Source organism: Pseudomonas sp. TMB3-21, from assembly GCF_054898145.1.
Genome location: NZ_CM142718.1, coordinates 2,964,781 through 2,986,560, shown reverse-complemented (window position 1 = coordinate 2,986,560; position 21,780 = coordinate 2,964,781). Strand labels below are relative to the sequence as shown.

The window sequence follows — 21,780 nt, the reverse complement described above, 5'->3', positions numbered from 1 at the left end:
GGCAATCTGTGGGTGATGGTTTTGGGGACCGCTTCGCGATCCAACGGGGGCAAGCCCCCTCGCCACAGAGTGGCGTCAGTCGATTGAGCGTGGCAACTGCAACGTCACCCGCAACCCACCCTCGCGCAAATTCTGCAGGCTGACTTCGCCGCCATGACTGTGGGCAATGTTGCGCGCAATGCCCAGTCCCAACCCGTAACCCTGCTGCTGCCCGGCCAGGCGAAAATGCGGTTCGAACACCTGCTCCATGCGTTGCTCAGGTACCCCCGGGCCTTCGTCGTCGACATGCAGGACAAAGGCGTTTTCGTCATCATCAATATGCAGGTGCGCGTTTTGCCCGTACTTCAACGCGTTGTCGATCAGGTTACCGATGCAACGCTTCAGCGCCAGCGGTTTTCCGGGATACGCCGCCAGTGCCCTCCCGTGCTGGGTGACGCGGCCGTTGCCATTGGGCGCCAGGTAGGGCTCCACCAGACAATCGAGCACATGATTGAGGTCCACTGGCTCGATGTTTTCGTGAATATCCGTGTCTTTGACGCATTGCAGAGCGCCCTTCACCAGCAGTTCCAGCTCATCCAGATCGCGACCGAACTTGGCTTGCAGCTTCTCGTCTTCCAGCAGTTCGACACGCAACCTCAGGCGCGTGATCGGCGTGCGCAGGTCATGGGAAATCGCGCTGAACAGTTGACTGCGCTCGGTCAGATAACGGCTGATGCGTTCGCGCATGGCATTGAACGCGCGCCCCACTTCCACCACTTCACTGCCACCACCCTCGGCCACGGGCAGCACGTCGGCGCCCAGCGACATCTCACGCGCAGCACGGGCAAGGCGCTTGAGCGGCCGGCTCTGCCAGTGCACCAGCACGCCGATAAACAACAGCAAAAAACCACTGGTGAGGATGATGAACCAGACTTGTTGCTTGGGCAGGCCTTGCTCTTCAAGGCTGGTGTAGGGTTCGGGCAGCAGCGAAGCGATGTACAGCCATTCCCCTGGTGCCATCTGGATTTGCGTGACCAGCACCGGCGGATTGACCGGCTCCAGGGTCAGCGCGTAGTGCGCCCACGAGCGCGGCAGTTCATCGAGTTTCAATCCGCCGTTGAATATCCGCAGGTCCTCGGGGCTGACGAAGGTCACGGAAATGTCGACGTCCTGGCCCAGGGACTGACGCAGCACTTCGTCCACAGCTTTGAGCACCGCCGCTTTGCGCGGGGTCGTCGGCAGCACTTCCATGCCCAGCGGCTTGTCGTTGAGCGTCACCACGAATCGGGTGCCGCCCATGCTGCGCAACTGATCGAGCACCAGCGGCCGGAAGGCCACCGGCAGCGATCGGAAATAACTGACGCTGGCGGTCATCGAATGGGCCAGGCTGCGGGCGCTGGTGACCAGCCCCTCAAGCTGGGTGGCGCGCAATTGCGAGACCCAGATCACGCTCGACAGCGCTTGGGCAAACAGCACCGCCAGCAAGGTCAGCAGCAACATCCGTCCCAGCAAGGAGCGAGGCACCGGCACTTTGCCGGCAAGTTTGCGTAAAAAATCAGTGACCATTGCTGGCAACTACATTGGCTGCCAATTGATAGCCGCTGCCGCGCACCGTACGGATCAGGCGTGGCGGCTTATCGGTGTCGCGCAGGCGTTGGCGCAAGCGGCTGACGGCCATGTCGACGATACGATCGAGCGGCATCAGGTCGCGACCACGGGTGGCATTGCCGATGGTGTCGCGGTCGAGGATTTCCTGCGGGTGATCAAGGAACAGTTTCAGCAGGGCAAAATCGGCGCCGGAGAGAATTACTTCTTCGCCGTCTGTGTGAAACAGTCGATGGCTGACCATGTCCAGGCGCCAGTCGTCAAAGGCAAGTACTTCCCCGCCGGAGCGTTCCTGACCGAACTGGGCACGGCGCAACAGCGCCTTGATGCGCGCCTGCAGTTCACGCGGACTGAAGGGTTTACCGAGGTAATCATCGGCGCCCAGCTCAAGACCGATGACGCGGTCGGCTTCGTCGGAACTGGCGGTGAGCATAATGATCGGCACTTGTGCCTGACGCGGGTGCTGGCGAACCCAGCGACACAAGCTGAAACCATCTTCGTCCGGCAGCATCACGTCGAGGATCACCAGATCGCTCGGTGCCTCGTTCAGGGCCTGGCGAAAGCCTGCGCCGTCGGGCGTGGTCCGTACCTGAAAACCGGCGCGGGTCAGGTAGGTGTCCAGCAACTCGCGTATCTCCTGATCGTCATCGACCAACAAAATCGACTTGTTGACTGAGCTCACGGGGCGGCGTCCTTGTTGTTTGAATTGCGGAGGATTATGCCTTAAGCACCGATTTTACAAACACCACAAAACCACTGTAGGAGTGAGCCTGCTCGCGATTGCGGTTTTACATTCAACATTTCTGTCGACTGCACACACCGTCATCGCGAGCAGGCTCACTCCTACATTTTGATCGCATTCAAGCGGGGACGGATTGCTCGAGCGCCACACCCGCGCCCATCAACCCGGAATACGGCGCCGTCACCAGCCACACCGGAATGCCTTTGAAGTAATCGCTCATGCAGCCCTTGTCGGCGAAGCACCTGGCGAAACCGCTTTCGACAAAAAAATCGGCAAATCGCGGAATCACGCCACCAACGATGTACACGCCACCACGCGCACCCGTGGTCAGCACGTTATTGCCCGCCACGCGCCCGAGCCAGCAGCAGAATTGCTCCAGCACTTCCAGCGCAATCGGGTCGCCGGCCAGACCGGCCGCCGTCACCGATTCCGGCGAATCGAGCACCGGCTCATGACCGTCGACCGCGCAGATAGCCCGGTAGACACGCGGCAAACCGCTGCCGCACAAGGCCGTTTCAGCGCTGACGTGGCCGATCTCGTCAAAGATGTGCTGCCACAACTGGGTCTCACGCGGACTGCTCAGCGGCAGGTCAACATGCCCGCCCTCGCCCGGCAATGCTGCGAAACGGCCATCGCCGAGGTCAAGCAACGTGCCCACGCCAAGCCCCGTGCCCGGACCAATCACCGCCGCTGGCCGCAACGGTTCCGGCGTGCCTTCGCACACCACGCGAAACTCGTCCGGCTGCAGACGGGTCATGCCGAGCGCCATCGCCGAAAAATCATTGATCAACGTCAGGTGATCAACCTGCAGCAGCCGGCAAAAATTCTTGCGGCTGAGCCGCCAGTGATTGTTGGTGAACTTGAACTCGTCACCGCCCACCGGACCGGCCACCGACAGGCACACCGAGCCGATCGAGCCCAGCTCCAGACCCAGCCCGGTCATGTAGACCGCGATGGCCTCCTCCGGACTGACATGGTCTGCCGTCGCCAGCACCTGAATTGATTCCAGCTGCTGGTTTTTCCACAACGCAAATCGTGCGTTGGTCCCACCGATGTCCCCGACCAAAGCCAGTTTCAATTAAGCGTCTCCAGGGCAGAAGTAAAGGCGCTGGCGCCCTGCTCTGCGGAGCTGAAGGCCATGCGCATGAAACCAAACAGTTCGCGACCGCTGCCGATGTTGTTGCCCAACAGCCCTTTGGCAGGTTCGCGCGCTGCAAATTCGTCGGCGTCTACCTTAAGCTCAAGTGTGCCTTCGACGCCATCGACGCGGATGATATCGCCCTCCTGCACCCGCGCCAAAGCGCCACCTACATAAGCTTCGGGACTGACATGAATGGCCGCCGGGATTTTCCCCGATGCGCCGGACATGCGGCCGTCCGTCACCAAAGCGACTTTGAATCCACGGTCCTGCAGCACGCCGAGGAATGGCGTCATCTTGTGCAATTCCGGCATTCCGTTGGAGCGCGGGCCCTGGAAACGCATGACCGCGACAAAATCCTTCTCCAGCAGACCGGCCTTGAACGCATCGGCCAGATCCTGCTGATCCTGGAACACCATGGCCGGGGCCTCAACAATCTGGTTTTCCAGCGCCACCGCGGAAACTTTCATCACCCCGCGACCGAGGTTGCCTTCCATCACCCGCAAGCCGCCCTCTGGCGAAAATGCGCGGGCAACCGGACGCAAAATTTCTTCGTCGAGGCTGTCGACCGGGCCTTCGCGCCAGACCAGTTGGCCGTTATCGAGGAACGGTTCCTTTGTGTACCGGCTCAAGCCATGGCCGAGCACGGTGTTGACGTTTTCGTGCAGCAACCCTGCCGCGAGCAGTTCGCGGATCAGGAAAGACATGCCGCCCGCCGCCTGGAAGTGATTGATATCAGCCTTGCCGTTCGGGTAGACGTGACTCAGGGTAGGCACGACTTCGGAGAGATCGGCCATGTCCTGCCAGGTCAATTGAATGCCCGCCGCCATGGCGATGGCCGGCATGTGCAAGGTGTGGTTGGTCGAGCCGCCGGTGGCGTGCAACGCGACGATTGAATTGACCAGCGAGCGCTCGTCGACGATTTCGCCGATCGGCATGAAATTGCCATTCTGCTTGGTCAGCCGTGTGACTTGCTGCGCCGCTTCACGGGTCAGGGCATCACGCAGCGGTGTGTTCGGGTTGACGAAAGAAGCGCCCGGCAAGTGCAGGCCCATGACTTCCATCAGCAACTGATTGGTGTTGGCGGTGCCATAAAACGTGCACGTGCCAGGGCTGTGATAGGAGTTCATCTCCGATTCCAGCAGCTCCTCTCGCGTCGCCTTGCCTTCGGCGTAGCGCTGGCGCACATCGGCTTTCTGCTTGTTGGAAATACCCGAGACCATCGGCCCGCCCGGGACGAAGATGGTCGGCAGGTGACCGAAACGCAAGGCGCCCATCATCAGCCCCGGGACAATCTTGTCGCAGATGCCGAGCATCAGCGCGCCGTCGAACATGTTGTGCGAGAGCGCGACGGCGGTGGACATCGCGATCACTTCACGGCTTGGCAGGCTCAGCTCCATGCCCGGCTCGCCCTGGGTCACGCCATCGCACATGGCCGGCGTGCCACCAGCAAACTGCCCGACCGAGCCGATTTCGCGCAGGGCATTCTTGATTTGTTCAGGGAAAACTTCGTACGGCTGGTGCGCCGAGAGCATGTCGTTATATGACGAAACAATTGCGATGTTCGCAGCGTTCATCATCCGCAGGCTGTGCTTGTCATCGCTGCCGCAACCGGCCACGCCATGGGCAAAGTTGGCGCATTGCAGCTTGCCGCGCATCGGACCGTCGCTGGCTGCCCCGCGAATAAGCGCAAGGTAAGCCTCACGAGTTGCGCGGCTACGGGCGATAAGCCGTTCGGTGACCTCAAGGACGCGGGGATGCATGTGTAGAACTCCAGGCTAACGGATGTGGCGACCTGATTGTCTATGCTGACCAAGGGCGCCTGTCGATGAGATGACGGACGGTTTACTTGATCGGTCGGACCAGTTGATTCAGGTCACTCGTTGTAGATTGAACAAAATATTGCCACTAAAAAGGCTTGTTTTCTATTTTTATGCGAATAATCTTGTAATTCCAACAACAAATCGACGGCGGCCCAGTTAAATGACTCTTCGCATCGCAATCAATGGATTTGGCCGTATCGGCCGCAACGTCCTGCGCGCACTGTATACCCAAGGCTACCGCCAGGATTTGCAGATTGTTGCAATCAATGACCTGGGCGACAGTGCCATCAATGCGCATCTGCTCAAATACGACACCGTTCACGGCACTTTCGACGCCCAGGTGCAGCACGACCAGGAGAGCCTGACCGTCAATGGCGATCGTATTGCTGTCAGCGCCATTCGCAACCCTGCCGAACTGCCTTGGGCAGCGGAAAAAATCGACGTCGTGTTCGAGTGCACCGGTTTGTTCACCGACCGCGCGAAGGCCGCTGCGCACATTACCGCCGGCGCACGCAAAGTGATCATCTCGGCCCCGGCCAAAGGCGCCGATGCCACGGTGGTGTACGGGGTCAACCACGACATTCTGCGTCAATCGCATCAAATTATTTCCAATGCGTCGTGCACCACCAATTGCCTGGCTCCGGTCGCTCAGGTACTGCACCGCGAATTGGGCATCGAAAGCGGTCTGATGACCACGATCCATGCCTACACCAATGATCAGAACCTGACTGACGTCTACCACACCGACCCTTACCGCGCGCGCTCGGCCACGCAGAACATGATCCCGAGCAAAACAGGGGCCGCTGAAGCGGTCGGTCTGGTGCTGCCGGAACTGGCGGGCAAGCTGACCGGGATGGCGGTGCGCGTGCCGGTGATCAACGTTTCACTGGTCGACCTGACCGTGCAACTCAAGCGCGAAGCCTCGGCCGATGAAGTCAATGCGCTGCTGAAAGAAGCCAGCCAGCATTCGAAGATCCTCGGCTACAACACCCTGCCGCTGGTCTCGAGCGACTTCAACCACAACCCGCTGTCGTCGATCTTCGATGCCAACCACACCAAGTCCAGCGGCAAACTGCTGAAAGTGCTGGCGTGGTACGACAACGAATGGGGTTTCTCCAACCGCATGCTGGATAACTGCCTGGCGCTGTGCAACGCCGAGTAACCCCCCTCCCCTGTAGGAGCGAGCCTGCTCGCGATAGCGGTAAACGATAACGCGTGCTGTCTGGATTAACGCGTAGTTCAGACCTCTTTCGCGAGCAGGCTCGCTCCTACAGGGCGTTGTGTGACGCCGAATAATCGCACTGCGCAGTTTTTCACAATTGAGCGCTTGACCACTCATGCAGATGATAAGCATTATCATTCGCTTGAAATGGATCAGGTCTTCCCGTGAGTCAATCGCGCTTCAATCACGTCTTCATCGCACAGCGGGTCTCTCTGCTGCGCACATTGGAGCGGATGGTCAACAACCACAGCACCGCTGAAGATCTTCTTCAGGAGACCTACTTGCGGGTCACCCGCGCGCTCAGCGAGCGGGCCATCGATCACCTTGAACCCTTCGTCTTCCAGACGGCCCGTAACCTGGCGCTGGACCATCTGCGTGCGCGGCGCATTCAGTCGCGAACAATGCTCGACGATGTGCCGCTGGACGTCGTGGAAAGTGTTGCCGCGCCGGTCAGCAGCGCCGAAGACGCCGCCCATGCCGAGCGCTTACTGGAGCGTTTGAACGTGAGTCTCAGTGAGCTGAGCCATCGTCAGCAGCAGATTTTTATCCTCAGCCGGCTGCACGGGCACAGTTATCTGGAGATTGCCGACAAGCTCGATGTCTCGTTGAGCACCGTGCAGAAGGAATTGAAACTGATCATGGCCATCTGCGTCGGCGTCGCCGAACGTTTGAACGGCCACTGAGTCTGTAAGCGGGCTATCCAACGATCGGGGTCGACAGCCCGGTTACTTTGCTACCCTTGCCGCTCAATCCAGGCTTCACTTATAAAACAGCCGTGCATAGACACTGCCGAGGAAACACCGTGACGGACCCCTACCGCCCCCCTCAGCCGGACCCGGCGCGAGACATTGCCCATGCGATGGACGAGGCCCTGGACTGGCTGATCGTGCTGGGCAATCCCGACGAGGAGCAGTCACGACAGTTCCACGCCTGGCTGGCCGCCGATCCCCTGCATGAGCAAGCCTTCGCCAAGGCACAGGCGATCTGGGACGGTCCGCAAGTGGCGCAATCCGCGCAGCGCCTCGCCGACCTGCCAGCCAAAGTCAGCGTGCTTTCACGCCTGCGTCCGCACTGGAAACCTTTGGCCACCGCTGCCGTGCTGATCCTTGGTTTATTCAGTTTCAGCAACGTGCCCTTGCGCCTTCAGGCTGACCATTTGACCGTGGTCGGCGAGCGCCAGCGCTTGCAGCTGGAAGACGGTTCGCAAGTGCTGCTGAATACCGACTCAGCCTTTTCTAGCACCATCAACGACCAGCAGCGTGTTGCCCGTCTGTATCAGGGCGAGGCATTTTTCGACGTGCCGGCCAGCCGTGACCGGCCGCTGCAAATCGATGCCGGCCCGGTCAAGGCCAGTGTCCGCGATACGGCGTTCGCCGTGCGCTACCTCGACGGTGTGGCGCAAGTTCGGGTGCAGCGCGGCGATATCGATTTGCAGGCGACCCGCGACGACGCGCGGATTCGTTTGTCCGCCGGCGAAAGCATCCGCATCGGCCCGAACGGTTTTGACCGCCCTGGCAAACTTGATGCGGCAACAGACCTGGCCTGGGTTCAGGGTCGCCTGGTATTCGAGAACTGCCCGTTGCACGAAGTGCTGGCGGAGCTGCGCCGCTACTACCCTGGCTGGATCATCAATAACAACCAGCAGTTGGCGAATGTTGCCGTGACGGGCAATTACCGCCTCGATCAGCCGCTGGACGTGGTTCGCTCGCTCGCGCACATCACCTCGGCGCGCCTGCAGGAATTTCCTGCGCTGGTGATTCTGAACTGAATGATAATTATTTTTACTCGATAGCTGAAGCTCGTTCGTCTCGTTATAGCCAATGCAATTGATTCGCATCTCGCATGCCGATCAGCACCTATAAAGATTCGTGCGACACGGAGCGCTATCGATGTCCTCTCGCCTCACCCGCCACTCTTCTTCACCGTCGCGCATGCTGTCGCTGCTGACTGCGGCCATACTCATGGCCGGCAGCGCGCCGCTCCTGGCGGCTACCGCCGCCGGACAACCAACGCGCACCCTGGGCGACTACGCATTTGCTATCCCCCAGCAATCATTGGTCTCGGCACTTAACGCGTTCACCAGCGTTACCGGCTGGCAAGTCGGCCTGTCGGCGGAACTGGCACAGGGCGTCGCGTCCCCGGGCGTGCGCGGATCGCTGCCGGCGGAAGAAGCCCTGGATCGCCTGTTGGTGGGGACCAACCTGAGCTATCGCAAACTGGGCAATAACAGCATCGTGCTGGAAAGACGCACCAGCGGCGGCGCGTTGAATCTGCAGCAGGTGACCATCAGCGCCACACGTCAGGAACAAAGCGTGGAAAGTGTGCCGGGAACTGTCACGGTCCATACCCGCGACGAACTGGACCGCAACAACGTCAACACGATCAAGAATCTGGTGCGCTATGAACCGGGAGTTTCCGTGGGTGGCGCCGGCCAACGTGGCGGGATCAGCGGCTACAACATCCGTGGCATCGACGGCGACCGGATCCTGACCCAGGTCGATGGCGTGGAAATTCCCAATGGCTTCTTCAACGGCCCGTACGCCAAGACCCAACGCAATTACGTCGACCCGGAAATCATCAAACATGTGGAAATCCTGCGTGGCCCGGCGTCGGTGCTGTACGGCAGCAACGCCATCGGCGGTGCAGTCAGTTACTTCACGCTCAACCCCGACGACATCATCAAACCCGGCAGCGATGTCGGCGCGCGCCTCAAGACCGGCTACAGTTCCGCCGACGAAAGCTGGCTGAAATCCGCCACGGTCGCCGGGCGTGCCGGTCAGTTCGACGGCTTGCTGCATTACAGCCAGCGCGATGGCCACGAAACCGAATCTTACGGCAACAACAACGGCACCGGCCTGGCCCGCACCGCGCAAAACCCGGAAGACGTGCGCACCTACAACGTATTGGCCAAGGTCGGCTGGAACTACAACGAAAATTCACGCCTGGGCCTGACCTACGAAAAGTACAAGGACGATCGCGATGCCGATCTGAAAAGCGCTTATGGCGGGCCGTTCTTCAATGGCCAGCCGACCATCCCGGACCGCGTCCTGCCCGGAGGTATGTACCAATGGCGGACCGGCAACGACACCGTCACCCGAGAACGGCTCGGCGTGGAAAACAGCTTCACCCTCGACAGCGTGCTGGTGGACAACGTCAAGTGGAGCCTTAACCACCAGGTCGCCAAGACCGACCAGAGCACTGCTGAGTTCTACTACCCGATATCTCGCCAGGTGCTGCGAACGCGCGACACTCTTTACGAAGAGAAGCAGTGGGTGTTCGACGCGCAGCTCGACAAGGCTTTCAGCCTCGGCCAGACCGATCACTTGATGACCTACGGCACCACGATCAAACAGCAGAAAGTCACTGGTTCGCGCAGCGGCAATGGCATTTGCCTGGCGGTTTTCGGCAGTTGCCGGGTAGTCGGCGCGGTCAGCCCAGCCGACGTGCTGAAAAAATCCAGCGACTTCCCCGACCCGACCATCAACACCTACAGCCTGTTTGCACAGGATCAGATCAGTTGGGACAAATGGACCTTCCTGCCCGGCCTGCGCTACGACTACACGCAACTCAAGCCGAAGATCACCCAGGAATTCCTCAACACCGTCGCCCCCGACGGGAGCGGTACGGTCAGTGACAAGAACAAGACGTGGCACAAGGTGTCGCCGAAATTCGGCCTGACCTACGCCTTGACCGAGCAATACACCTGGTATGGCCAATATGCCGAAGGTTTCCGCACGCCAACCGCCAAAGCCCTCTACGGACGCTTCGATAACGCCGCTGAAGGTTACAGCGTGGAACCCAATCCCAACCTGGATCCGGAAAAAAGCAAAGGCTTCGAAACCGGCCTGCGCGGCAACTTCGAGCACGGTTCATTCGACGTGGCGGTGTTCTACAACAAGTACCGCGACTTCATCAACGAAGATGCGATCAGCCCCGGCTACGATGAGCTGAAATTCCAAAGCAACAACATCAAACGCGCCACCATCAAGGGAGCCGAGATCAAGGGTCGCTTGAGCCTGGATGTCTTCGGCGCGCCGCAAGGTCTGTATACCCAAGGCTCGGTGGCTTATCTCTACGGCCGCAACAACGATACCGGCGAACCGATCAACAGCGTCAACCCGATGACCGGCGTATTCGGCCTCGGTTACGACCAGGACAACTACGGCGGCTTGCTCAGCTGGACCGTGGTGAAGAAGAAGGACCGGGTCGACGACAGCAACTTCAAATCACCGGACGGCGTCAGTAGCCAGTTCAAATCGCCGGGCTTCGGCATGCTCGACCTGAGCGGGTTCTACAAGGTGACCGACGATGTGACCGTCAGCGCCGGCGTCTACAACCTGACCGACAAGAAATACTGGTTGTGGGACGACGTGCGCGGTTACGACGGCGTTGGCGAGGCAGCGGTGATCAACCCGGCTAACCTGGATCGCCTGACTCAGCCTGGGCGTAACTTCGCGGTCAACCTGATCTGGGACATCTGACCCGCGCTGCGCTGCGTGGTTTTCGCCAACCACGCAGAAGCTTTTTTACTGTCCGGCGCCTGCTGATTCGTCTCGTTGGCAGACGCCTCTTTTCTCAAAGGATTTTTACATGACGTCCCAGGCCACTACCCAACGACCAACCCTGCGTTCGCAACGCGTGAACCAGATCACCAACGAGCCTCACGCTAAACTCGATGCCTTGGTCAAAGCCCACGCGCCCTTCGAAAGCCAAGCCAATTTCGCCCGATTCGTGGTTGCGCAATACCTGTTCCAGGCGGAACTGGTGTCGCTGTACAACGATGCGGCGCTGACGGCGATCATTCCTGACCTCCCGGCGCGCTGCCGTGCCGAAGCGGCCCGAGCCGATCTCGCCGATCTCAAAACCGAGGTTCCGGCCCCGGTCCCGGGTGCTGTGAACAAGCCGAGCCAAGCCGAAGCGCTGGGTTGGCTGTTTGTCTCGGAGGGTTCCAAGCTCGGCGCGGCGTTTCTGATCAAGCGCGCGGTGGGGCTGTGCTTAAGTGAGGCATTTGGTGCCCGCCATCTCGGCGAACCGGCCGGCGGCCGCGCCGAGGGCTGGAAAAGCTTTGTGCGCACGCTCGACGCGCTTGAGCTCAGCCCACAGGAAGAAGCCGAACTGGACAAAGGTGCCCTTGAGGCGTTCAACCGCTTCACCGTGCTGCTGGAGCGGGCCTACGCCAACTCCGCCGAACTCGCCTGAGTGCATGGCTGGAAACCATCGGCTGTCCGGACCGATCCTGAGCAACTGGCGCAACGGCAAGGTCATCGCGCGTCGGGCGAAGGTCAGCGCCACCTTGAGTATGTTGCTTTGCGCAGGGTTGATGCTGGTGACGCTCGATCATGGCTGGCCGGTTTACCTGGCCATTGTCGGGATGGGCGCGGGCAATTTGTGGATCTGGTCAAGGCCTGAATCTAGCCTGAAACCTTCCTGACAAACCGCGCAAACGCTTGCGCTGACCGCTCATCGACTTTCCCTCATGCAAAGCACCGCCACGCCGATGGTTCAGGAATGGCGCTGAATGGATTTGGCAACTCGGGTCGACTTCGACTCACAGCCAGTCACTCATTCATTTGCGAGCTCGCCCTATGTTCGACTCCCTTTCCATCCGCCTGAAAATAGTTCTGCTGTCGGGGCTTTGCCTGCTGGGCGTTGTCGTTCTGATCGTCGGCATGAACATCTACCAGACCAACCAGAACGATCAACTGGTCAGCGCCTCCAGCAGCAAGATGCTCACCGCCAGTGTGCAGGATCTGCTTGCAGCCAAGGCCGCTGAACAAGCCGTGCGGGTGCAGAAAACTTTCGGCGAAAGCCTGCTGGTGGTGACCGCGTTGGCGGACCAGATCCAGGACCTGCGCAGCATGGCCGCCAAGCGCTCGCTTGAGGCCAGCGCGGTGCGCGAAGAGTTGAACCAGAGCCTGAAAACCGCCTTCGAGCGCAACAACAAAGTATTGGGAATCTGGCTGGCGTTCGAACCCAACGGTCTCGACGGCAAGGACAGCGAATTCGTCAACGACGAAGCGCGGCAGTCCAACGAAGCGGGACGTTTTGCCAGTTACTGGAGCCGTGCCGGCGGTGCCGGGATGAATACGATCATGGTCGAAGACGACATGACCAAAACGACGCTGAGCCTCAGCGGCACTCCCTACAACAGCTGGTACACCTGCCCTCGGGACAGCAAACGCACCTGCCTGCTGGACCCCTATGCCGACACCGTTGGCGGCAAGGAAATGCTCATGACGACCATTTCCGTACCGTTGCTGGTGGATGGCAAATCCATTGGCGTGGTGGGTGTGGACATCGCACTTGATGCACTGCAAGCCGCCGCCGTCGATTCCCAGCGCGATCTGTTCCACAACGCCGGGCACATGATGATTGTTTCTGGCAGTGGCGTGCTTGCCGGGTTCAGCAATGACGCAAGCAAGGTCGGCAAAAATATCGCTGACGCACTGGGTGCGGACGGCAAGGATGTCTTGCAACTGCTCAGTGCGGGGACGCCAAAAATTCTTGAACAAGGTGAGCTGATTCGTGCGGTGTATCCGGTCAGCCCGATTACCGATTCCAAAGCCTGGGCCGTGGTGATCGACCTGCCCAAGCAAGTGCTGCTGGCAGACTCGGTCAAGCTGCAGGAAGTGCTCGATGACGCTCAGGAGAGAGGCACGATCATGGCGGTAGCGGTCGCCGCTGCAGCAGGACTGATCGGCTTGTTGCTGATCTGGCTGACCGCGACCGGCGTGACCCGGCCGATCAACAGCGTGGCCGAAATGCTCAAGGCGATCGCCAGTGGCGACGGCGACCTGACCCAGCGTCTGCAATACAGCAAAAAAGACGAGCTTGGCGAGCTGGTCAGCTGGTTCAACCGTTTCCTCGACAAGCTGCAACCGACCATCGCGCAGATCAAGCAGAGCATCACCGATGCGCGCGGCACTGCCGATCAGTCTTCGGAAATCGCCCGCCAGACCAGCGAAGGCATGCAAGTGCAGTTCCGCGAAATTGATCAGGTCGCCACCGCGTCCAATGAAATGAGCGCCACCGCGCACGACGTCGCCAACAGCGCGTCGAATGCCGCCAACGCCGCCAAGGGTGCCGATCAGTCAGCCCGCGACGGCATGGCGATCATCGAGCGCAGCACCCGCGACATCAATCAACTGGCCGACGAAGTCAGCAAAGCCGTGGGCGAAGTCGAAGCGTTGGCGGTTAACAGCGAGCAGATCGGCTCGGTGCTGGAAGTGATCCGCAGCATCGCCGAGCAAACCAACCTGCTCGCCCTCAATGCGGCAATCGAAGCGGCTCGCGCCGGTGAAAGCGGTCGTGGTTTTGCGGTAGTCGCCGATGAGGTGCGCAACCTCGCCAAGCGCACACAGGATTCGGTTGAAGAGATCCGCATCGTCATCGAACGCATCCAGACCGGCACGCGCGGCGTCGTGGCCACCATGCATTCGAGCCAGACCCAGGCGCACAGCAACGCCGGACAGATTCAGCAAGCGGTGCAGGCGTTGAGCAAAATCAGTGACGCGGTCACCGTGATCAGCGACATGAACCTGCAGATCGCCAGCGCCGCCGAGCAGCAAAGCGCAGTGGCCGAAGAGGTGAATCGCAACGTTTCGGCAATCCGCACCGTTACCGAAACCCTTACCGGACAAGCGACTGAATCGGCGCAGATCAGCAGCCACCTCAATGCACTGGCCAATCAGCAGATGAAGTTGATGGATCAGTTTCGGGTTTAGGAATCAAACCGAAACCCTGTGGGAGCAAGCCCGCTCCCACAGTTTTCATGCTGCATGTCACTTCTTTTGATCTATGCTCGGGCTCTCGTTCCGGAGGGCCTTCGATGACTGGTTTACTCACGTCCATTCAAGCCGCGCTCGGCTTGCCGCACACAACGATAGCTTTCACTTCGAGCGGCGCGCTGCCCTCGGCGTTTGCCGTGACGGACCTGGCCTGCGCCAGCATCGCGGCTGCCGGCCAAGCGGTCAGCGAATTGCTGCAACAACACACCGGCCGCTTGCCCGGCCTGGAAGTCGACCGCCGACTTGCGTCATTCTGGTTCGCTACGTCGATCCGCCCTGTGGGGTGGACCGTGCCACCCTTGTGGGACCCGATCGCCGGCGACTACGCGACCCGGGACGGCTGGATTCGCCTGCACACCAACGCGCCTCACCACCGCACGGCAGCCGAACAGGTACTGGGTGCCTGCGCGGATCGCTCGGCCATGGCGGCCAAGGTGGCGCAATGGGGCAAAACCGAGCTGGAGGATGCCGTGGTCGCGGCAGGCGGTTGCGCGGCAGAAATGCGCACGTGGGCGCAATGGCAGGCACATCCCCAAGGGCTGGCGGTGAATGCCGAGCCGTTGGTTCAGTTCGCCGGCAATGACGGTAACCGAAGTAAGCCGTGGCAAGGTTCGGTGGCGCAACCGCTCGCCGGGATCCGGGTCCTGGATCTGACCCGGGTGCTTGCCGGCCCGATCGCCAGTCGTTTTCTTGCGGGGCTGGGCGCCGACGTCTTGCGCATCGATCCGCCGACCTGGAATGAGCCTGGCGTGGTGCCCGAAGTAACCTTGGGCAAACGCTGTGCGCGCCTCGATTTACATGACGCCGCTGACCGGGCGGTGTTTGAAGGCCTGCTCGGGGGCGCCGACATTCTGCTGCACGGCTACCGCGCCGATGCTCTGGAACGTCTGGGTTATGGCGTCGCAGAACGGCAGCGGCTGTCGCCAGAGTTGATCGATGTCAGCCTGAACGCCTACGGATGGGGCGGCCCGTGGCAGCACCGTCGCGGTTTCGACAGTTTGGTGCAAATGAGCAGCGGTATCGCCGAAGCAGGCATGCAGTGGAAAAATGCTGACAAGCCGACGCCATTGCCTTTGCAGGCGCTTGACCACGCCACCGGGTATTTGATGGCTGCGGCGGCGATCAGGTTATTGGGCAGTGGCGGCTCGGCAAGATTGTCGCTGGCGCGCACAGCGAAGCTGTTGATCGATGGCGGCACCGGGACTGCAGAGCCGTTGCGGCCCGAAGATGAACACGATCAAGGCGTTCTCATTGAGCAGACGCCATGGGGGCCGGCGCATCGGTTGAATGTACCGCTGAAAATCACCGGAACACCCTTGCAGTGGACGCTGGCGTCCTGTGAATTGGGTTCCCATCGCCCGCAGTGGTGGTGACTGTTCAGCCGTCTTCGCGGGCAAGCCCGGCTCCCACAGTCGACCGCGTTTAGCCGCAGCCAATTGGTCGCTGCTCGGCGGCCCCGACTTGCCCGCGAAGAGGCCAGCATTGCAGACACAAGTTCTGGATCAGTCCCTCACAACGCCAACAACCCGCTGTACAACCCATAAGCTGCCAACCCCGCCCCCGCAAGCACGCAGGTGAAAATCCCCTTCTCGACCCGGGTGAACAGCGGCATGCCCTGCTCCCGTTTGGCCTTGGCAAACAGAATCACTCCGGGCGCGTACAACAACGCCGACAGCAACAGATATTTCACCCCGCCCGCATACAGCAGCCACACCGCATACACCAGCGCAATGCCGCCGATCATCAGGTCCTTGCGGCGCTCGGCCGAAGCATGTTCGTAGGTTTCGCCACGCCCGCTCAACAACACCGCATACGCCGCGGACCACAGGTACGGCACCAGAATCATCGACGACGCCAGGTAGATCAAACTGGTGTAAGTGCCTGCGGAAAACAGCGTGATCAGCAGAAAAATCTGGATCATCACATTGGTCAGCCATAACGCGTTGACCGGCACATGATTAGCATTTTCCTTGGTCAGAAACGCCGGCATGGTTTTGTCCTTCGCCGTGGCAAAAAGAATCTCGGCACACAGCAAGGCCCATGACAACAATGCGCCGAGCAACGAAATCGCCAGGCCGATGCTGATCAGCAAAGCGCCCCAAGGCCCGACGATATGCTCCAGCACCCCGGCCAGCGACGGGTTTTGCAAATTCGCCAGTTCAGGCTGGCTCATGATCCCCAGCGACAGCACGTTGACCAACACCAGCAGCGCCAGCACCCCGAGAAAACCGATCACGGTCGCCCGGCCGACATCGCTGCGTTTTTCCGCGCGGGCCGAATAGACGCTGGCGCCTTCAATGCCGATGAACACGAATACCGTGACCAGCATCATGTGGCGCACCTGCTCCATCACGCTGCCAAAATCCGGATTGCTGCGACCCCAGATGTCGCGGGTAAAGATGTCGGCCTTGAACGCCACGGCAGCGATCACGATAAACATGATCAGCGGCACAATCTTGGCCACGGTGGTGACCTGGTTAATGAACGCCGCTTCCTTGATCCCGCGCATCACCAGAAAATGCACGGCCCACAACAGCACGGAAGCGCAGCCGATGGCGACCGGTGTGTTGCCCTGGCCAAAGACCGGAAAAAAATACCCGAGCGTGCTGAACAGCAGAACGAAATAACCGACATTGCCCAGCCAGGCGCTGATCCAGTAGCCCCATGCCGACGAAAAGCCCATGTAATCGCCGAACCCGGCCTTGGCGTAGGCGTACACACCGGAATCCAGTTCGGGTTTGCGATTGGCCAGCGTCTGGAAGACGAAGGCCAAGGTCAGCATGCCCACCGCCGTGATCGCCCAGCCGATCAAAATCGCTCCGACGTCGGCCCGCGCGGCCATGTTCTGCGGCAGGGAGAAAATTCCGCCGCCAATCATTGAACCGACCACCAGAGCGATCAGCGCGCTCAACTTCAGTTTCTGCGTCGGCATGCCTGCATCTCCTTGTTCGGTGCGACCCGCGCCGCAATAACTGTCATATAAATGAATCTAACTACAGCACCAGAAACAAATAACCTTTCCGATAATACGCAATCCGGATTTTATTTATAGCCGATGCTTCTATGACGATCCGCAGTAATAACAGCTTAACGTGACCGTAAATAATTTATCCCAGACGTGGAGCATCGGCAAAAAGTTGCGTAAACCGTAAAACCAACTAGCGTAAATACTCCGAGCAATACGACGTATTCCTGTTTGATCAAGCGAGGCCTCTGGAAAAGGCGTTTCGGCAATATCGTCATGCTCGATCAACATTGATAAGTCATTCATTAACAATGGAATGTGCCCATGCACTGATCTAAGTCAGCTGATTGATTAGCTAACAGAATTACTCTGTTGTCTCTCTTCTCCTGCACGGAGTCATGCAATGTCTGAATCCCCTGGAAAACTGAAACTCGGCGCACTGGTCGCGCTAGTGGTCGGTTCAATGATAGGCGGCGGTATTTTCTCTTTGCCGCAAAACATGGCCGCCAGTGCCGACGTTGGCGCCGTGCTGATCGGCTGGGCTATCACGGCGGTCGGCATGCTGACCCTGGCGTTTGTGTTCCAGACCCTGGCCAATCGCAAGCCTGATCTGGATGGCGGGGTGTATGCCTATGCCAAGGCCGGTTTCGGCGATTACATGGGTTTCTCGTCAGCCTGGGGTTATTGGATCAGTGCCTGGCTGGGTAACGTGGGGTACTTCGTACTCTTGTTCAGCACCCTCGGTTACTTCTTTCCGCTATTTGGGGAGGGGAACACTCCTGCCGCCGTAATAGGTGCTTCGTTGCTGCTGTGGGCCGTGCACTTCCTGGTGCTGCGCGGGATCAGGGAAGCGGCGTTCATCAACCTCGTGACCACGGTCGCCAAGATCGTGCCGCTGGTGCTGTTTGTTCTGATCGCCATTTTCGCGTTCAAACTGGACATTTTCACCGCCGACATCTGGGGCGTGAAAAACCCCGACCTGGGCAGCGTGATGAACCAGGTGCGCAACATGATGCTGGTCACCGTCTGGGTGTTCATCGGCATCGAAGGCGCGAGCATCTTCTCGGCCCGGGCGGAAAAACGCAGCGACGTCGGCAAGGCCACCGTGATCGGCTTCATCACTGTGCTGCTGTTCCTGATGCTGGTGAACGTGCTGTCGCTGGGCATCATGACCCAACCGGAACTGGCGAAACTGCAGAACCCTTCGATGGCCGCCGTGCTGGAACATGTGGTCGGGCATTGGGGTGCGGTGTTGATCAGCGTCGGCCTGATCATTTCCCTGCTTGGCGCGTTGCTGTCGTGGGTGCTGCTGTGTGCGGAGATCATGTTTGCCGCCGCCAAGGACCACACCATGCCGGCGTTCCTGCGCAAGGAAAACGCCAACCACGTGCCGGTCAACGCCTTGTGGCTGACCAACGCAATGGTCCAGCTGTTCCTCATCATCACGCTGTTTTCAGCCAGTACTTATCTGTCGCTGATCTACCTCGCCACCTCGATGATTCTGGTCCCGTACCTGTGGTCGGCGGCTTACGCCCTGCTGCTGGCGGTGCGTGGCGAGACTTATGAAAGTGCGCCAGGCGAACGGCGCAAAGATCTGCTGATCGGCGGTATCGCCCTTGTCTATGCAGTCTGGCTGCTCTACGCCGGTGGCACCAAATACCTGCTGCTCTCGGCACTGCTGTATGCGCCCGGCGCGATCCTGTTCGCCAAGGCCAAGCTTGAAGTCAACAAACCGGTTTTCACCAACGTCGAGAAGCTGATTTTCGCCGCTGTTGTCGTCGGCGCCCTGGTGGCGGCCTACGGTCTCTATGACGGCTTCCTGACCCTGTAACACCCGACTTATATGTCATCTGGAGGATCACTGTAATGACCACGGAAAAAGCTAAGTACGGCGTACATTCCGAAGCCGGCAAACTGCGCAAAGTCATGGTTTGCTCCCCCGGCCTGGCCCACCAGCGGCTGACCCCGAACAACTGTGACGAACTGCTGTTCGACGATGTGCTGTGGGTTGCCCAGGCCAAGCGTGACCATTTCGACTTCGTCACCAAAATGCGCGAGCGCGGGATCGACGTGCTGGAAATGCACAACCTGCTGACCGACATCGTCGCGATGCCTGAAGCGCTGGACTGGATTCTGGACCGTAAAGTCACCGCCGATTCGGTGGGCCTGGGTCTGATCAACGAAGTGAAATCCTGGTTGCGCAGCCTCGAGCCGCGGCACATCGCCGAGTTCCTCATCGGCGGCGTGTCGGCCGATGACCTGCCAGACAGTTTCGGCGGCAAGACCATCCAGATGTTCCGCGATTTCCTCGGCCACTCCAGCTTCATTCTGCCGCCGTTGCCCAACACCCAGTTCACCCGCGATACCACCTGCTGGATCTATGGTGGCGTGACGCTGAACCCGATGTACTGGCCGGCGCGCCGTCAGGAAACCTTGCTGACGACCGCCATCTACAAATTCCACCCGCAGTTTACCAACGCCGACTTCGAAATCTGGTACGGCGACCCGGACAAGGATCACGGCAGCGCCACCCTTGAAGGCGGCGACGTGATGCCGATCGGTAACGGCGTGGTGTTGATCGGCATGGGCGAACGTTCGTCGCGCCAGGCCATTGGCCAACTGGCACTGAACCTGTTCAAGAATAAAGCCGTAGAAAAGGTGATCGTCGCCGGCCTGCCGAAGTCTCGCGCCGCGATGCACCTGGATACCGTCTTCAGTTTCTGCGACCGCGACCTGGTGACGATCTTCCCGGAAGTGGTCAACCAGATCGTCGCGTTCACCCTGCGACCCGATGAAAGCAAACAGGGCGGCATCGACATTCGCCGCGAAGAAACCAACTTCCTCGACACCGTGGCCGCCGCGCTCAACCTCAAAGCGTTGCGCGTCGTGGAAACCGGCGGCAACAGCTTCGCCGCCGAACGCGAGCAATGGGACGACGGCAACAACGTGGTGGCCGTGGAACCGGGCGTGGTCATCGGTTACGACCGCAACACCTACACCAACACCCTGCTGCGCAAGGCCGGCGTGGAAGTCATCACCATCAGCGCCGGCGAACTCGGCCGCGGTCGTGGCGGCGGCCATTGCATGACCTGCCCGATCATTCGCGACCCTATCGACTATTAATTTTTTCGACAAATGACGCCCCGGCGCTGTGAAAGCGTAGCGAGCGCAGGAAAGACAAGGCAAAAACAGGCGAGGAAGCGGAGTCTACTGCTTGTAAATGAGCATTCCGAGCCTGTTTTTAACGCAGTATTTCGTGCGTAGCGCCGAAGGCGCACAGCCTGCAGTAGCTTTCACAGTGTCGGGCAAGGAGATCCAAATCATGGCTTTTAACATGCGCAACCGCAGCCTGCTCTCGCTGATGCACCACACCACCCGCGAGCTGAATTACCTGCTGGACCTTTCCCGTGACCTCAAGCGCGCCAAATACACCGGTACCGAGCGTCCACACCTGAAGGGCAAGAACATCGCGCTGATCTTCGAGAAGACTTCGACCCGCACCCGTTGTGCCTTCGAAGTGGCGGCCCACGACCAAGGCGCTCACGTCACCTACATCGACCCGGTGTCGTCGCAGATCGGTCACAAGGAAAGCATGAAGGACACTGCCCGCGTGCTCGGGCGGATGTTCGATGCGATCGAGTACCGTGGCTTTGCGCAGGAGATCGTCGAAGAGCTGGCCAAGTTTGCCGGCGTGCCGGTATTCAACGGCCTGACTGCTGAATTCCACCCGACGCAAATGATCGCCGACACCCTGACCATGCGCGAACACAGCGACAAACCGCTGCATCAGATCAGCTACGCCTACTTGGGCGATGCGCGCTACAACATGGGCAATTCATTGCTGATGATCGGCGCCAAACTGGGCATGGATGTGCGCATCGCCGCACCGAAAGCGCTGTGGCCGTCCCAGGATTTCATCGACCAGTGCAAAGGTTTTGCCGAAGAAAGCGGCGCGCGTATCACCATCACCGAAGACCCGAAAGCGGCGGTCAAGGATGTCGACTTCATCCACACCGACATCTGGGTGTCGATGGGCGAGCCGGTGGAAGCGTGGGATGAACGCATCGAGCAATTGCTGCCGTACCAGGTCAACGCCGACATGATGAAAGCATCGGGCAACCCGCGGGTGAAATTCATGCACTGCCTGCCGGCGTTCCACAACAGCGAAACCAAGGTCGGCAAGGACATCGCCGCGCGCTATCCACACCTGGCCAATGGCGTTGAAGTAACGGAAGAAGTCTTCGAATCGCCGGCCAACATCGCCTTCGAGCAAGCGGAAAACCGCATGCACACCATCAAGGCGATTCTGGTCTCGGCGCTGGCGGATATCTGAGGACCGACACGACTCTCCCGGTTGGAACCAGCCCCCTGTGGGAGTGAGCCTGCTCGCGATAGCGGAGTCACAGTCAACATCACCGTTGAATGTGAAATGGTCATCGCGAGCAAGCTCACTCCCACACTGATCGGGTTCGAGCAGGGAGATCGAGTTGCTCGCAACATCTCTGTTTAGAAGGACAGC

At 59.8% G+C, this 21,780-nt stretch carries 15 protein-coding genes and 2 pseudogenes; 12 read left to right on the top strand and 5 right to left on the bottom strand.

The window, feature by feature from the left end; all coding sequences use genetic code 11:
- Positions 1-75 precede the first annotated feature (75 nt).
- From ACYZTS_RS13725 to edd, 4 genes are all read right to left on the bottom strand, one after another.
- Complete coding sequence (locus ACYZTS_RS13725) at positions 76-1,545, bottom strand: ATP-binding protein (RefSeq protein WP_461989835.1); 1,470 nt, start codon at positions 1,543-1,545, stop codon at positions 76-78.
- Positions 1,535-2,266, bottom strand: coding sequence for a response regulator (locus ACYZTS_RS13720; protein ID WP_461989833.1), 732 nt, complete (start codon positions 2,264-2,266; stop codon positions 1,535-1,537). The genes ACYZTS_RS13725 and ACYZTS_RS13720 overlap by 11 nt, the downstream gene beginning before the upstream one ends.
- A gap of 178 nt (positions 2,267-2,444) precedes the next feature.
- A complete protein-coding gene (locus ACYZTS_RS13715) occupies positions 2,445-3,404 on the bottom strand; it encodes a glucokinase (RefSeq protein ID WP_028623016.1) in 960 nt (319 codons plus the stop codon).
- Complete coding sequence (edd, locus tag ACYZTS_RS13710; protein WP_028623017.1) at positions 3,401-5,227, bottom strand: phosphogluconate dehydratase; 1,827 nt, start codon at positions 5,225-5,227, stop codon at positions 3,401-3,403. The genes ACYZTS_RS13715 and edd overlap by 4 nt, the downstream gene beginning before the upstream one ends.
- Before the next feature lie 220 nt (positions 5,228-5,447).
- Between edd and gap the strand changes: the two genes are divergently transcribed.
- The 9 genes and pseudogenes from gap to ACYZTS_RS13665 all read left to right on the top strand — a co-directional run bounded on the left by gap (position 5,448) and on the right by ACYZTS_RS13665 (position 15,669).
- Positions 5,448-6,449, top strand: a complete 1,002-nt coding sequence (gene gap, locus ACYZTS_RS13705) for a type I glyceraldehyde-3-phosphate dehydrogenase (protein ID WP_028623018.1) — start codon at positions 5,448-5,450, stop codon at positions 6,447-6,449.
- A gap of 224 nt (positions 6,450-6,673) precedes the next feature.
- Complete coding sequence (locus ACYZTS_RS13700) at positions 6,674-7,192, top strand: RNA polymerase sigma factor (protein ID WP_461989830.1); 519 nt, start codon at positions 6,674-6,676, stop codon at positions 7,190-7,192.
- Positions 7,193-7,311: 119 nt separating this feature from the next.
- Positions 7,312-8,277, top strand: a complete 966-nt coding sequence (locus ACYZTS_RS13695) for a FecR family protein (RefSeq protein ID WP_461989828.1) — start codon at positions 7,312-7,314, stop codon at positions 8,275-8,277.
- 121 nt (positions 8,278-8,398) lie between these two features.
- Positions 8,399-10,990: a TonB-dependent receptor gene (locus tag ACYZTS_RS13690; protein WP_461989826.1), complete on the top strand. Its 2,592-nt coding sequence runs from the start codon at positions 8,399-8,401 to the stop codon at positions 10,988-10,990.
- Positions 10,991-11,099: 109 nt separating this feature from the next.
- Complete coding sequence (locus tag ACYZTS_RS13685) at positions 11,100-11,708, top strand: biliverdin-producing heme oxygenase (protein WP_461989824.1); 609 nt, start codon at positions 11,100-11,102, stop codon at positions 11,706-11,708.
- Positions 11,702-11,940 (top strand): annotated as a pseudogene (locus ACYZTS_RS13680) (YbaN family protein); the annotation flags it as partial. The gene ACYZTS_RS13685 and the pseudogene ACYZTS_RS13680, both read left to right, overlap by 7 nt.
- Positions 11,941-12,094: 154 nt before the next feature.
- A pseudogene (locus tag ACYZTS_RS13675) lies at positions 12,095-13,375 on the top strand (methyl-accepting chemotaxis protein); the annotation flags it as partial.
- A 102-nt stretch (positions 13,376-13,477) separates the two neighbouring features.
- The gene (locus ACYZTS_RS13670; protein ID WP_442961293.1) at positions 13,478-14,233 is read left to right on the top strand and encodes a methyl-accepting chemotaxis protein; all 756 of its coding nucleotides are present in this window, start codon (positions 13,478-13,480) and stop codon (positions 14,231-14,233) included.
- A 104-nt stretch (positions 14,234-14,337) separates the two neighbouring features.
- Entirely contained in the window at positions 14,338-15,669 is a 1,332-nt protein-coding gene (locus tag ACYZTS_RS13665) for a CoA transferase (RefSeq protein ID WP_461989822.1), read from the top strand.
- Positions 15,670-15,806: 137 nt separating this feature from the next.
- Here the strand turns inward: ACYZTS_RS13665 and arcD (ACYZTS_RS13660) are convergent, their stop codons facing one another.
- The gene (gene arcD, locus ACYZTS_RS13660; protein WP_028621938.1) at positions 15,807-17,228 is read right to left on the bottom strand and encodes an arginine-ornithine antiporter; all 1,422 of its coding nucleotides are present in this window, start codon (positions 17,226-17,228) and stop codon (positions 15,807-15,809) included.
- Between the two features lie 436 nt (positions 17,229-17,664).
- On the opposite strand from arcD (ACYZTS_RS13660), the gene arcD (ACYZTS_RS13655) reads away from it, so the two are divergent.
- From arcD (ACYZTS_RS13655) to ACYZTS_RS13645, 3 genes are all read left to right on the top strand, one after another.
- On the top strand, positions 17,665-19,092 hold the full coding sequence (gene arcD, locus ACYZTS_RS13655) for an arginine-ornithine antiporter (RefSeq protein WP_461989820.1): 1,428 nt from the start codon (positions 17,665-17,667) through the stop codon (positions 19,090-19,092).
- A 35-nt stretch (positions 19,093-19,127) separates the two neighbouring features.
- A complete protein-coding gene (gene arcA, locus ACYZTS_RS13650; RefSeq protein WP_028621936.1) occupies positions 19,128-20,384 on the top strand; it encodes an arginine deiminase in 1,257 nt (418 codons plus the stop codon).
- Between the two features lie 199 nt (positions 20,385-20,583).
- Positions 20,584-21,594, top strand: a complete 1,011-nt coding sequence (locus ACYZTS_RS13645; RefSeq protein ID WP_028621935.1) for an ornithine carbamoyltransferase — start codon at positions 20,584-20,586, stop codon at positions 21,592-21,594.
- The last annotated feature ends 186 nt before the right edge of the window (positions 21,595-21,780 follow it).

Excerpts from the sequence above, each read along its gene's own strand:
- arcA (WP_028621936.1), top strand. The coding sequence starts at position 19,128 with ATGACCACGGAAAAAGCTAAGTACGGCGTACATTCCGAAGCCGGCAAA.
- ACYZTS_RS13665 (WP_461989822.1), top strand. The coding sequence starts at position 14,338 with ATGACTGGTTTACTCACGTCCATTCAAGCCGCGCTCGGCTTGCCGCAC.
- arcD (WP_028621938.1), bottom strand. The coding sequence starts at position 17,228 with ATGCCGACGCAGAAACTGAAGTTGAGCGCGCTGATCGCTCTGGTGGTC.
- ACYZTS_RS13645 (WP_028621935.1), top strand. The coding sequence starts at position 20,584 with ATGGCTTTTAACATGCGCAACCGCAGCCTGCTCTCGCTGATGCACCAC.
- ACYZTS_RS13670 (WP_442961293.1), top strand. The coding sequence starts at position 13,478 with ATGCAAGTGCAGTTCCGCGAAATTGATCAGGTCGCCACCGCGTCCAAT.
- edd (WP_028623017.1), bottom strand. The coding sequence starts at position 5,227 with ATGCATCCCCGCGTCCTTGAGGTCACCGAACGGCTTATCGCCCGTAGC.
- ACYZTS_RS13690 (WP_461989826.1), top strand. The coding sequence starts at position 8,399 with ATGTCCTCTCGCCTCACCCGCCACTCTTCTTCACCGTCGCGCATGCTG.
- arcD (WP_461989820.1), top strand. The coding sequence starts at position 17,665 with ATGTCTGAATCCCCTGGAAAACTGAAACTCGGCGCACTGGTCGCGCTA.
- ACYZTS_RS13685 (WP_461989824.1), top strand. The coding sequence starts at position 11,100 with ATGACGTCCCAGGCCACTACCCAACGACCAACCCTGCGTTCGCAACGC.
- ACYZTS_RS13725 (WP_461989835.1), bottom strand. The coding sequence starts at position 1,545 with ATGGTCACTGATTTTTTACGCAAACTTGCCGGCAAAGTGCCGGTGCCT.
- gap (WP_028623018.1), top strand. The coding sequence starts at position 5,448 with ATGACTCTTCGCATCGCAATCAATGGATTTGGCCGTATCGGCCGCAAC.